General features: G+C 69.7%; 7 protein-coding genes. 1 reads left to right on the top strand and 6 read right to left on the bottom strand.

Annotated elements, in window-relative coordinates; all coding sequences use genetic code 11:
- The 3 genes from ACWAT3_RS08055 to ACWAT3_RS08045 are packed head-to-tail and all read right to left on the bottom strand — an operon-like array spanning position 1 to position 6673.
- Positions 1-3414, bottom strand: coding sequence for a tubulin-like doman-containing protein (locus ACWAT3_RS08055; protein WP_460797366.1), 3414 nt, complete (start codon positions 3412-3414; stop codon positions 1-3).
- A 32-nt stretch (positions 3415-3446) separates the two neighbouring features.
- Positions 3447-6257: a hypothetical protein gene (locus ACWAT3_RS08050; protein WP_460797364.1), complete on the bottom strand. Its 2811-nt coding sequence runs from the start codon at positions 6255-6257 to the stop codon at positions 3447-3449.
- Positions 6257-6673, bottom strand: coding sequence for a hypothetical protein (locus ACWAT3_RS08045; protein ID WP_460797362.1), 417 nt, complete (start codon positions 6671-6673; stop codon positions 6257-6259). The genes ACWAT3_RS08050 and ACWAT3_RS08045 overlap by 1 nt, the downstream gene beginning before the upstream one ends.
- A gap of 205 nt (positions 6674-6878) precedes the next feature.
- On the opposite strand from ACWAT3_RS08045, the gene ACWAT3_RS08040 reads away from it, so the two are divergent.
- The gene (locus ACWAT3_RS08040) at positions 6879-8768 is read left to right on the top strand and encodes an ABC transporter ATP-binding protein (protein ID WP_460797360.1); all 1890 of its coding nucleotides are present in this window, start codon (positions 6879-6881) and stop codon (positions 8766-8768) included.
- An 11-nt stretch (positions 8769-8779) separates the two neighbouring features.
- On the opposite strand, the gene ACWAT3_RS08035 is transcribed toward ACWAT3_RS08040, so the two are convergent.
- From ACWAT3_RS08035 to ACWAT3_RS08025, 3 genes are all read right to left on the bottom strand, one after another.
- Entirely contained in the window at positions 8780-10231 is a 1452-nt protein-coding gene (locus ACWAT3_RS08035; RefSeq protein WP_460797358.1) for a diguanylate cyclase domain-containing protein, read from the bottom strand.
- Entirely contained in the window at positions 10228-11064 is an 837-nt protein-coding gene (locus ACWAT3_RS08030; RefSeq protein WP_460797356.1) for an alpha/beta fold hydrolase, read from the bottom strand. Before ACWAT3_RS08030 ends, ACWAT3_RS08035 begins: the two co-directional genes overlap by 4 nt.
- A 145-nt stretch (positions 11065-11209) precedes the next feature.
- Positions 11210-13075 carry a phosphoenolpyruvate carboxykinase (GTP) gene (locus ACWAT3_RS08025; RefSeq protein ID WP_460797353.1) on the bottom strand — a complete coding sequence of 622 codons (1866 nt, stop codon included), beginning with the start codon at positions 13073-13075 and terminating at the stop codon, positions 11210-11212.
- Positions 13076-13114: the final 39 nt, after the last annotated feature.

Below are 13114 nucleotides of genomic sequence, written 5' to 3'. Positions count from 1 at the left end.
TCAGACTCCGGTATCGACGGCGCGCGTCGCCATCACGGCCGACGACAGGCTCTGCAGCGCTGCGGCGACCTGGTGACGGATCTCCCAGCTCACCGGGTAGTCGTACACCGACACCGAGAAGTCGTGCTCGGCGACCTGCGAGCGGAAGTTGACGTACTCGGCGCCGAAGTAGTCGCGCAGCGCCTGCTGACGCGACGCGAGCGTGCCGGTCTGCTCGCCGGCCCGCGCGGCATCCGGAGTCGGAGCATCCGGGGCGAGCCGGCCCTCCTGGACCCAGCGCACCAGGGTGTCCGACATCTCGAGGTCGTCACCGCCGAGGAACGCGAGGATCTGATACGGCCGAAGCGGCTCGAGCGACTCCTGCGTGTTGCACAGCGCGAGGGCGATCGTCAGCGACTGCATGACGACGCCGGGGTAGTCGTACGGCTGCGTGCGCCGGGTGTCCAGCAGCGGTCGGGGGAATCCGGCGTGCCGACGTGACTCGGGGTCCCACAGCGACAGTCCAGGACCGCGTTCGCCGCCGTCCGCGTCGACCTTGAGCCAGCCGAGCGCCTTGGCGACGTACCAGCCGCGGATCATGGCGTTGATCACGGTCGGATCGGCCGGGATCGCCTCGCCGAGCAGTCGCGAACGCTTGAAGCGCCAGAACGCCTCGCGGCTCTCCTGCGTGTTCGACTGCCGCAGCCAGTCGCGCGCGATGGGCTCCATCACCGAGTCCATGACGATCGGCTGGTACGGAAATCCGCTCATCGCGAAGACCTCGATGCCCTCGACCCTGGCATCCTGGAACCAGCTGTCCGAGACCGCGTCGTTCCAGAACCCCATCGCGCCGAGCACCTGCTTGGTCACCGCGTACATCTCGGTGCCCGCCTTGAACGGGATCGAGCTGAACACGAGGCTGGTCGCCTCGTTGACCGACTTGTCGTGCACGAGCCGCAGGAGCGTCGGGTTGAGCTTGACGAGCGGCTCGCTCGCTCCGAGCGCGGACTGCAGCTGCTCGCGGAACTTCTCCCGGCGACGGCCGAAGACGTCGGGAGCGAGCTCGGACTCGTCGAAGAAGCTGCGCAGATCCTCGGTGACGTACGCGTTGAAGGCTGTGCCCTCGCGTCGCATCCACTTCCGGGCGCGGTCGACGTAGGCATCCGGCGTGGTCGCCATCGTGAACCGCGGGTTCTGCGGCGACCGCGATGCCTCCGGATCGGCCGTGACCGAGGGCTTCCAGGTGCGCGACTGATCGATCATCGACCACGTGCCGGCGTCCTCCTCGTTCCGGGAGACCGGCGCGACGCCGACGATGAGCTCGCGCACCGCATCGAGGATGCCGTCGGCGAAACGCCCTGTCCCCTCCGAGAACGTGGAGCGGATCAGGCTCTCGAACTCGCGCGGGTACTCATCCTGCTCGACGAGCAGCCGCTCGTTCGGGGCCGGTGTGTACTTGCGCGGAACCGTCGAATCCTCGCGCTTGGGCCAGAAGTCGTAGTCGTTGTCGCGGTCGTCAGCGGTCTTGCGCGCCTTCACGCGCAGTGCCAGCTCCTGGTACGCGCCCTCCAAGTGCACGCGCAGCGGGCTGAGGAACTCTCGTCGCATCTCGTTCAGCAACTGCGCCGCGCTCCGCCGCAGCGGCGCCTCAGCGGCCCATTCGAACGCCTGCTGGATGCGCTCGACCGCGCCGATGACAGCATCCTGATCCGGGCGGATCGACTGCTGATTCGGGGCGCTCTGGAGCTGCTCGCTGACCAGGGACGGCAGCGACTGCACCCACTCCTCGTGCATCTGCGCTTCGGATTCGAGCCCGTCGACCGTGCTCTTGAGGGTGCGCTCCAGACGCGTGAGCAGCTCGACCACGACCGGCAGGCCATTGGTCGACGCGTGCTCGGCGATGACCCGCAGCATCTCGCCCGGCGCCTCGCGCTCCCAGGTGTCCAGCAGCACCTGACGGTGGTTCTGCTCGATGCGCAGCAGCTCCGGCTTGCGCACCGACCACTCCGCGAGCAGACGCTGACTCCACGTGGTGAGGTCGAGCCCGCCGTTCTTGTCCAGCTGGCCGGGATCGTTCAGGCGCATCTGGATGTCCTGCCCGAGCCGGGTGGCCAGCGCCGAGCGCTCGGCGGCAGGGCGCAGCCGGTCGACGACATCGTTGTGGTCGTCGGTGTCCTCGTTCAGCCGCAGCTCGCGGATGAAGAGCTGATAGTCCTGATCGGCGCGGACCGAGATCCACTCGGCCTCGGTGCGCTGGGCGAACAGCGGGTCGGCCTCGGTGTGCGCGTACAGCATCCGATCGATGACGGAGCGCGCGAGCCGCTCGGCGGAGTACTCGAAGAACTTCTCGCGGCCGAGCGTCACGCGCCCGAAGCCCATGGACGAGAAGGCAGGCGAGTGGTGGGCCGAGTTGATGAGACCCGTCGCGTCCGGAAGCACGTTCGCGCCCACGCGCGCCTGCCAGTTGCCCGAGGCATAAGCCGTGATGCTGTCCTGCACGCGGTCGTCGGTGATCCACGCCGACAGGCTGGCCGACACGGCGTTGTAGACCTCGCTCTGGTCGGCGAACGTCACCTTGGAGTTGCTGCGTCCGACGATGAACGGGTATGCCGCGCCGACGCGATCGCGCGCGCCGCCGTATGACGGGGCCACGCCCTGCGTCTGCAACAGCTCGATCGTCGAGTTCGACGGGGTGTCGGTCCAGAAGCCGTTCATCGTCTCGGCGATCGCGGCGAGCGCGTTCCCCGGCGTTCCGGCGGTGACACCCAGCTGGTCGAAGACGTCGGGGGCGTAGAGGATGCTGAAGACCTCGTTCGACCATGGGTACTGCTTCGCGGTCGACTTGACGATCTCGATGATGTCCAGGAACTGCCCTGCCCCGGAGCCGCCGGCGACGGAGGAGACGACGATCACGGTCGGGCTGCTGTTCGCCGACTCGTCCCTCGCACGCAGAGCACGGCCGAGGGTCTGGAGCTCGGCCAGCGCCGCGGCATCCCCGAGCCGGGCGATCGCGCTCCGCGCGGCGACCGCGATGTCCCGCGTGGAGGACAGCGCGACGGCGCGACCGACGGCACGGAACTGACCGGCGCCCTTGGTGACGTCGACGCGGACGCGCTGCGGGTCGGGGAGCTGGCGGCGGATGTCGGCATGAACGCTCTGGTTCGTCGCGTGCGCGCCCTCGATCGTCTTGTAGACCGTGTCGTAGTTCGCTCCGGCCGAGACGAGCCCCTTGTACTCCTGCGCAGGCAGGAAGGGGGCCGGGTAGTCGACGCCGTCCTGCACTGTGGGGGTGTCGAAGTGCAGGAACTGCCAGGCGGCGGGAAGACCACCGGACCAGCCGGCCTGCTGCAGCTTGAGTTCGAGCTGGTACTTCAGGCCGCGGAGCGTCTTACCGCCGGAGCCTCCGACGCCGATGATGAGGAAGGGACGAAGCATGATGTCTCTCTGTCTGTGGAATCAGTCGGATGTCAGGGGCGCGGTGGCGGCGGGGTGCCCGGTCGCGGAGGCGGCGGTGTCCCCGGCCCGCCGCGGCGCGGCGGTGCGGTCGTCGGGCTGCCGGGACGCGCAGGCGGCGCTGCGCTGCCCGGCGCTGCGCTGCCCGGCGCGCGGCCGGGGAGCGGCGGAGTTCCGGCGTCGCGCGCCGGCGAGGGCACGGATGCCGGAGTTGCAGCACTCTGACCCTTCGGCGTTCCCGATCCGCCGCCGGAACCGGATGTCGCCGCGCGATCGCTCTCGACGAGATCGGCGCGCGCACGGTTCACGGCCTCGGCGAGCGTGGAGTCGACCGTGATCTCGGCAAGGCGCTGCGCGTGCTGCCCCTGGTCGCTGGGCGACGCGCGGTGGTAGATGACGACCGTGCCGGTGACGGCCTCGCCGCGCCCTGTGCGGCGCAGTTCGGCCTCTGGCACGACGATGCCGAAGAAGCGGTCCAGCGGCAGCTTCGCGAACCGCAGCCGCCGACGGGAGTCCTTGGATCCCGTCACCATGCGGCCTGCTCTGGCGGTGATGAGCGCCATCCCGCTGGGCGCCGTGACCTCGTACCAGGGCGACCGCAGCGGGAACCACGGCACCCGCGCCCTCAGCGTTCCGAGCACCGGGTCGGAGATCGACCGCTCGCCGTCGGACGGCGAGCGGTACGAGAAGACGTCCGACAGCGCGCTGCCCTGCGTCGGAGCCGTGATCTGCGCACCGGTCGCACCGATCGCGATCGGGAACGCGGCGCGCTGCGTGCTCTTGGGCACATCGATGCGCGTGGTGAGCCAGTTGAGCACCCACAGCACGATCAGTGGCAGCAGGAGTCCGATCGCCAGCAGCGCCAGCGCCAGAAGCAGCACGGCCGCCGTGTTCACGGGATGCGTGGAGCGGAACTCCACCGGCACGTTCTGCTCGACGCTCTCGCCGTTCGCGGAGACGAACGTGATCGGCACGGCGGCGGCGACGTCGCTGTCCGCGGCGATCGCGTTGGTGGCGGTGACCGGGATCTGCACCTCGCCGTTCTGCGGAACAGTGAGGCAGCCGTTCTCATCCAGACCGGCGAACGTCCAGCGCCACGCGTCGGCGCGGTCGCCGGCATCGCTCGTGATTGCGACCGCGTCTGCGCCGACGCAGACCGTCCCGTCGCCGCTCTCCGTCGGCCCGGCGATCGTGACGACGCCCTCCGCCGTGCCGTCGGCGCCCTCGAGATCGCTGAGGCGAACCGGCGGATTCGTCACGGCGTGCGGGAACTCGGCGCCGAGGGTGAGCGTGATGGTCTTCTGCGTCGTCACCGGGGCGAGTGCGAGGTCGTGCTCCTGCGTACGCAGCGGATCGATCGAGGCTGCGACATCGATCGAGGCGAGCGTGACATCGGCGGGCAGCGGGATCGTGATGCGTCCGGAGTCCGGATCCACCGTCGCCTCCGGCAGGAGGGTCCTGGAGCCGTCCGCGAGGTAGGACGCGGTGAAAGCCGCTTCGCCGAACCGTCCCAGATCGACGGGCTCACCGTCGGCATCCCGCACCGTGGCGTTCAGCGCCGCAGCGAACGATCCGTCCGGCGACATCTCGATCTCGTTGACGTCGTCGAACTCGATGCGCAGGTCGCTGAACAGATAGAGCGACGCCGACGCGCGGTTGGCCGCGTCCAGCTGCCAGCGCCCTTCGGCATCATCGCCGTCGACGGCGATCTCGATCGTGGTCGCGCCGTCGCTTTCGCTGACGTCCACGCCCTCGGCATCCTCAGCGGTGTCGGCCGTCACTGCAGGCCGCCCCGACCCCTCCGGCGGGGTCAGGGTCCAGTCGCCGGAGACGATCACGCGGAAGCGCGAGACCCCCTCGTCGACCCAGAACCCGCCGTCCTCGTCGAACGGCTGCGGGAATCCGCCGGCGACCTGGGCGCTCAGCTGCAGGAACACCAGCGACAGGGCATCCGGTCCGTCGGCGTTCACGAAGGCGCCGTGTACGAACGTGTCCGGCATCGGCTGCTGCCCGCACACCGCGTCGGCGCCGGGCTCACCGCCCTCCACGAGCGTCTGCATCGTCGGGGCGGCGTCAGCGGCATCCGCTCCGACCGCGAGCAGCGCACCGACGACGACGACGCCGGACTGGCGGAACGTGTTGAAGACGCCGTAGCCGGACGGCGTCGCGCCGCGGTCGCTGAGCGCGGCACCGCACATCGCGTTGAGCGCGTCGAAGTCCTCCTGCTGCTGGCCGTCCGGAGCCTGGATGTCCAGCGCGCCGTCGGTGAGCCAGATGAGCATCTGGCACCCTGGCGCCGCGCTCTGCTGTCCGGCGAGCTGCTGCTGCGCGCCGGCGAGGGCATCCGGCCAGTTCGTGTAGCCATCAGGGCGCTTCTGCCTGATTGTCTCGGCCAGCTTCTCCGGACTCTCGTCGTCGTAGGCCTGCCAGCCGATCGCCGACGAGTAGTCGGACGCGAAGAAGCCGGCGCCCCAGTTCACGGTGATGTCCTCGCCGATGCCGCCGAGCTGCGCGAGGCTGTTGCCGAGGATCTGCGCCCGGACGATGTCTGGGTCGGAGCCGGGCCCGCCGCCGTCCGCCCGCCGCAACGACGTGGACGAGTCGATCAGGTAGTACACGTTCAGGGTGCTCTGCGATGCCAGGCAGGCGCGCAGATCGGCGATCGCGGCGCTGCCCGAGTCGGAGAGCTCGCCCCCGGAGACCGCCGTGACGACGGGAGCCATCGTCGGCGCCGGCGCGGCCGCCGCCGAGCCCGCAAGACCCAGCGACGCCAGTACCGCGACCGCGGCGCCGGCGATGGCCGCCCTGAGCCGGGCACCGCGCATCACGAGAGCCCCCATGCCTCGGACAGCGGCACGCTGAGGTTCAGGATGTGCCAGACGCCCACCACCACGGCCGGCCACAGCGTCCAGCGCAGGATCGAGGTGTAGCGCGTGCGGATCGCGAAGTTCGCGTTGCGCCGCAGACCGCCGCGCTGGCCGATCACGTCCCAGCCGTAGCAGGCGATCACGATCAAGGGCGTGAGCAGATAGCCCACGAAGCTCAGCCACCAGTACTCGGCCAGCACGAGGGGCAGCGGGACGCCGAAGAACAGTTCGACCGGGGCGCTGAATCCGGCCATCACGAGGACAGCGATGACGAGGCTCACGGCGAGCGCACCGATCCCGATGCCCATCGGAACGGGCGAGGCCGCCCCAGCGGGCGACGCCGGCCGCGCCGTCGCGTGAACCGCTGATGTCATCGCGTGCCTCCACCCCTACGCGGGCGGCGCCCGGCGTTCTTTCCCCGTACTCCACACATTAGCGACGGCCATCGACTCTGCCTACAAGACTCCTGGGAGCGCCGCGACGGGACATCCTCCTCGGCGAACCTGTGCTCGCGATCACAGTCGCGCTCGACACGAAGTACGGTTTGAGTACTCCCTTTTCTCAGAACGAGGTCCCCGCATGTCCCGCACGGCGCCCGCACGCCGCCGCGGTCGCGGCGCGCCGCAGGATGGTCCGCGCGCCACGTTCCGCCAGCTCCTCCCCTTCCTCTTCGAGCACAAGCGCACCCTGATCGTGGTGGCCGTGCTCAGTGTGTTCGGCGCCGCGACCTCGCTCGTGCAGCCGCTGCTGGTCGGGCAGGTCATCACGGCCGTGCAGATGCAGCAGGCGCTCGGCGCGTTCGTGTGGCTGCTGGTCGGCTTCGTGATCCTGTCGTCGATCATCTCCGGCTATCAGCACTACCTGCTGCAGCGCACCGGTACGGCGGTCGTCTACTCCTCGCGACGCAAGCTCATCGCGCGCATCCTGCACCTGCCGATCAGCGAGTTCGACGCGAGGCGCACCGGCGACCTCGTCTCCCGTGTCGGCACGGACACCACGCTGCTGTACGCCGTGCTCACGCAGGGACTCGCGGATGCCGTGGGCAACGCGATCCTGTTCCTCGGCGCGCTCATCGCGATGCTCGTCATCGACCCGATCCTGCTGCTGCTGATCGTGGTCGTGATCGGCGCATCCCTCGCCGTCGTCATCGCCCTCAGCGGACGCATCCGCGAGGCGTCGACCGCGCAGCAGGTGAAGGTCGGGGAACTCGCCTCCGGCGTCGAGCGCGCGGTCGGCTCTATCCGCACCGTTCGCGCATCCGGCGCCACGGAGCGCGAGACCGAGGCCGTGTCGGAGCTGGCGAGCGAGGCATACGGTCTCGGCGTCCGGATCGCGAAGGTCTCGGCGCTCGTGGTCCCGATCGCCGGCATCGCACTGCAGCTGTCGCTGCTCGTCGTGCTCGGTGTCGGCGGCTTCCGCGTGGCGTCAGGGGCGATCGAGATCGCCTCGCTCATCACGTTCGTGATGTTCCTGTTCATGCTGGTGATGCCGCTGGCATCGACGTTCGGGGCGATCACGTCGGTCAACCAGGCGCTCGGAGCGCTCGGCCGCATCCAGGAGGTGCTCGATCTTCCGCAGGAGTCGGATGCCGACGCCGAGACGGCCGCCCGTGTCGGCCGCGGAGCGGACCCCTCCGACGCCGCCGCACTGGAGTTCCGCGATGTGCGCTTCCGGTATCCGGATGCCGTGGTCGCGGCGCGGATGGCCGCGGCGACCGAGGCGCGCAGCGTCCTCGTCGACGCGCACCTGGAACGCGACGCCGGCGACGCCGCACCGATCGATACCTCAGGAGACGTCCTGCGCGGTGTGTCGTTCGCCGTCCCCCGAGGAGCGCGCGTGGCGCTGGTCGGCCCGAGCGGGGCGGGGAAGAGCACGATCCTGTCGCTCATCGAGCGCTTCTACGACCCGACCGGCGGCTCGATCCATCTCGACGGCCACGACATCCGCACGTATCCGCGTGCCGACCTGCGTGCGCACTTCGGATACGTCGAGCAGGATGCCCCGACGCTCGCAGGCACGCTCGCAGACAACCTCCGCCTGGCGTCGCCGGATGCGACGGATGCCGATTGCGCGCGCGTGCTCCGCGCGGTCAACCTGGGCGATGTGCTCGAACGCGGCGCGCTGGGACTCGCGACGCCAGTGGGAGAGGACGGCGTGATGCTGTCCGGCGGGGAACGTCAGCGCCTCGCGATCGCCAGGGCGCTGCTCACCGAGGCTCCGATCCTGCTCCTCGACGAATCGACCTCTTCACTGGACGGCGTGAACGAGCAGCGGATGCGGGCGGCGATCGACGCGGTCGCGACCGACCGCACCCTCGTGGTGATCGCGCACCGGCTGTCGACCGTCGTCGACAGCGACGTGATCGTCGTGCTGCAGGACGGCGAAGTGGTCGGTCAGGGCACGCACGCCGAGCTGATCGAGTCGACGCCGCTGTACCGGGACCTCGCCCGCCACCAGCTGCTCGCCTGAGCACGCCTGATTCAGGCGGACGTGCGGTCGGCGGCGCCCCAGGAGCGCACGTCGATCCGGTCCTTCCCCGCGTGCTTGGCCGAGTACATCGCTTCGTCCGCCGCCGCCACGAGCTCGGCCGCCGACGGTGCCGGAACGCCGGTCTCGGGACACCACGCCAGAACGCCGATGCTCGCTGAGAGCGGTGCGGATCCCGCCAGAGCATCGCGTGGCGCGCGGATCGCTTCTCGCAGCCGCTCGGCCAGATCGCTCACATCGTCCGGATGCATGTCACCGACGGCCACGAGGAACTCGTCGCCGCCGAGGCGTGCCACCGCATCTCCGATGCGCGTCGCCGACGACAGACGCGCGGCCACCACGCGAAGGACCTCGTCGCCGACCGCGTGCCCCCATTCGTCGTTGATCTGCTTGAATCCGTCCAGGTCGAGGAACAGCACGGCGCACACGCGATCTCCGGACGGCGGCGTTGCCAGCAGAGCCTCGAGCTGCTCCTCGAAGAGCCTCCGGTTCGGCAGTGCGGTGAGCGGATCGTGCAGCGCATGATGGCGCATCCGCTCCTGGAGCCGGAGGTGCTCGAGCACTCGTTCCGCCTGCGCGGCGATGGAGCGCAGCGTCTCGAGCTCATCGGAATCGAGCGTGCGCGGTCGACGGAACCAGCACCAGATCTCGCCGAGGACGGACGCCGTTTCGCCGGTGGTGCGCACGATCGGGGTCACGACGAGCGCCTCGACTCCCGCGGAGCGCAGCGCCGCGGATTCCGCGGGCAGCCGCTCGGCGATCTGTGCGGGGTCGCGCTGGACGCGCTGGCCGTCGTCCGGCAGCAGCCGCGGCCCGAGGCTCACGCCGTTCGGGGCCTGCCCCCACTCCCGGATCGTGGTGCCGCCGGAGCCCGATGTCTCGATCACGCGCACGAGCGACCAGGCCGAGGTCGTCGCCGTGGCTGCACTCGCTGCGAGTGTGATGCCGAGGTCGTCGAGGCCACGAGCGACGGCGAGCGCACTCGTGGCCTCCTGCAGGACGCTGAGACGCCGGTGCGCGACATCGGCCGCACGTCGTGCGTCGACGAGTTCACGCTCGAACGACGACCGGGCGCTCACCTCGATCGCGGCGACGTGCACCCTGCGTACCGACGACTCATCGATCACGACGGCGTTCAGCAGGATGGCACGCCGCTGACGGCGTGCGTCGAGGACCTCGAGCACGACCTCGCGGAGCCAGCCGACCTCGAGAAGCCGCGGCATCATCTGCGTCTCGTAGAGAAGTCGCGCAGAGGGCGTGAGCCACTCGACGATGTTGCGTCCCCGCAGCGCCTGTTCACCGGTCGCGCCGAACCAGTCGGCCATGGTCCTGTTGTGCGCGAGCACCGTGCCGTTCAGGTCCAGGGCGAACACGGCAGCAGGACTGCTGCCGAGCAGATCGAGTCGGTCGGGGTCGGCGGGCAGCGAGGAAGCCGCCTCGATCACAGAACGGTCCGGATATGGGCGGCGATGAGCTCCGGCTCCGTCAGGTGCACGAAATGCCCAGCGGTGTCGAGGCGGACGAGTTCCGCCGACGGCATCCGCTCCACGAGATAGTCGCCGATGTGCGGAGGGCAGATGACGTCGCCCTGAGACTGCAGCACCAGGCTCGGGGTGCTGATCTCACCGAGCCGATGACGCACGTCGCTGAAGAAGACGACACGTGCGAAATGCGTCGCCACGTCGTGCGGCGTCGCCGCGAAGAGGTCTCTGACTCGCTCGGTGACGCCAGGAAGATCATCACGCGCCGTGACAGCGGGAGCCAGCGACGCAGCCCACGCGGGCTGATTGGCTTCGATGCTCTCGAGCAGGCCGAGCACGTCCTCTCGTTGGAATCCGCCGATGTAGTCGCCGTCGTCGACATAGCGCGGTGATGGGCAGACCATGACGAGCCGGGCGAACAGATCGGGTCGCTCGATCGACGCCAGTGCGCCGATCATCCCGCTGATCGAGTGTCCGACGAAGACGACGTCTCGGGCGCCGACGGCGTCGATGACGTCGATGAGGTCTTGTGCGTAGCCGTCCAGCGAGTCGTAGCGACGGGGATCGTATGCCCCGAGGTCGGACGCGCCGGAGCCCACGTAGTCGAACAGGACCACGCGGAACCGATCGGCGAAGCGCTCGGCGATGGCATGCCAGGTGGTCTGATCCGTGCCGTATCCGTGCCCGAAGACGATGACAGCGCCCTCGGCCGGGCCGAGCACGGTGACGGCGTTGCGTCGCAGGACGGACGCGCTGGCGGGCGATGCTTCGGGATCGGCGCGGGGCGCTGAAGTCACGGCTCCTCCTGAGGGGTCGGTTCCCCGCCGAGAATACGCGAACGCGTCCGATCCCGCAGAGCATGACGCGACGGCGGGATGCCGAGGACCACTCAGCCATGGGTTCGTCCTCGTCATCCCGCCGTCGCGGGTCCGTGCGCTGCGCTCAGCTCGTGCGTGCGAGCCGGTAGCGCAGCGAGGCGAGTTCCGCGCGCAGGGCGGACGGAAGCGTCTCGCCGAACGTGTCGTAGAACTCCTCGATGCCATCGGCCTCGGTGCGCCACGCCTCGGCATCCACCCGGAAGAGCTCGTCGAGATCGGCATCCGGGATCTCCAGGCCGTCCAGATTCAGATCCGACGTCCGCGGCAGACGGCCGACCGGGTTGTCGACGGCGGGCACCTGGCCATCGATGCGGCGGATGATCCAGTCGACGACGCGCGAGTTGTCGCCGAAGCCCGGCCACAGGAAGCGTCCGTCGTCTCCGCGGCGGAACCAGTTCACTTGGAAGATGCGCGGTGCACGGTCGAAGCGGAGCTTACGGCCGACGTCGAGCCAGTGCGCGAAGTAGTCGCCCATGTTGTACCCGCAGAACGGCAGCATCGCGAACGGGTCGCGGCGCAGTTCGCCGACCGCCCCCTCGGCCGCAGCGGTCCGCTCGGACGAGATGGTCGATCCGAGGAAGACGCCGTGCGCCCAGTCGGTCGCCTCGACGACGAGCGGGACGTTGGATGCCCGCCGTCCGCCGAACAGGATGACATCCAGCGGGACCGCCTCCTCCCAGTCGTCGGAGATCTGCGGGCACTGCGCCGCGGCGACGGTGAAGCGCGAGTTGGGATGAGCGGCCGGGCGGCCGGACTCCGGCGTCCAGGGGTTGCCCTCCCAGTCGATCAGGTCGGACGGCGGCGTGTTCGTGAGTCCCTCCCACCACACGTCGCCGTCCGGGCGCAGCGCGACGTTCGTGAAGATCGTGTTGCCCCACATCGTCTCCACGGCGGTCACGTTCGTCGACTCGCCGGTGCCGGGGGCGACTCCGAAGAAGCCGGCCTCGGGGTTGATCGCCCACAGGCGCCCGTCCTCGCGGGGGCGGATCCAGGCGATGTCGTCGCCGATCGTCTCGACGCGCCAGCCGGGGATGGTCGGCCGCAGCATGGCGAGATTGGTCTTGCCACAAGCTGACGGGAAGGCGGCAGCGACGTGGTATCTGCGGCCGTTCGGGTCGATGATCCGGATGAGCAGCATGTGCTCGGCGAGCCAGCCCTCGTCGCGGGCGATGACCGATGCGATGCGGAGGGCGAAGCACTTCTTCGCGAGGATCGCGTTGCCGCCGTAGCCCGATCCGTACGAGTACACCTCGAGCGTGTCGGGGAAGTGCACGACGTACTTCTCGTCGTTGCACGGCCAGGACACGTCCTGCTCGCCTGGTGCCAGCGGGGCGCCCACGGTGTGCACTGTCCGCACCCACGGTGCCCCGCCGGCGATCTCTCGGGTCACGGCGTCGCCGACCCTGGTCATGATGCCGATGGATGCCACGGCGTACGCGCTGTCGGTGATCTGCACGCCGATGTGCGAGAGCGGGCCGCCGACCGCGCCCATCGAGAACGGGACGACGTACAGGGTGCGCCCCCGCATGGAGCCCGCGAACAGGACGTCCATCTTCGTGCGCATGGCGCCTGGTTCCGCCCAGTTGTTCGTGGGTCCGGCATCCTCCTCGCGCTCGGACGCGATGAAGGTACGGCCTTCGGTGCGCGCGACGTCGCTCGGGTGCGAACGGGCGAGGTAGGACCCAGGGCGCCACTCCGGGTTGAGCTTGATGAGCTTGCCCTCGTCGACGAGACCGCGCAGCAGCGCGTCGTTCTCGGCGCGGGAGCCGTCGACCCAGTGCACGGCATCCGGCTGGGTGAGGACGCGGATCTGCTCGACCCAGGCGCGCAGCTCCGCCATCGCCGGGGTGTCGTACGTCGGTGCCGCACCCATCGCGCGCACCGGGGCGACGGATGCTGATCGAAGGGTGAAGGTCTCGGCGAGGGCCATGTCCGCTCCTTTGAAGAGTAGGTCGATATGGCAATTCTC

The sequence above is a fragment of the Microbacterium sp. GXF0217 genome (assembly GCF_054798195.1).
Note: the sequence above shows the minus strand (reverse complement) of the source record. Positions and strands in the feature narration are given on the sequence as shown.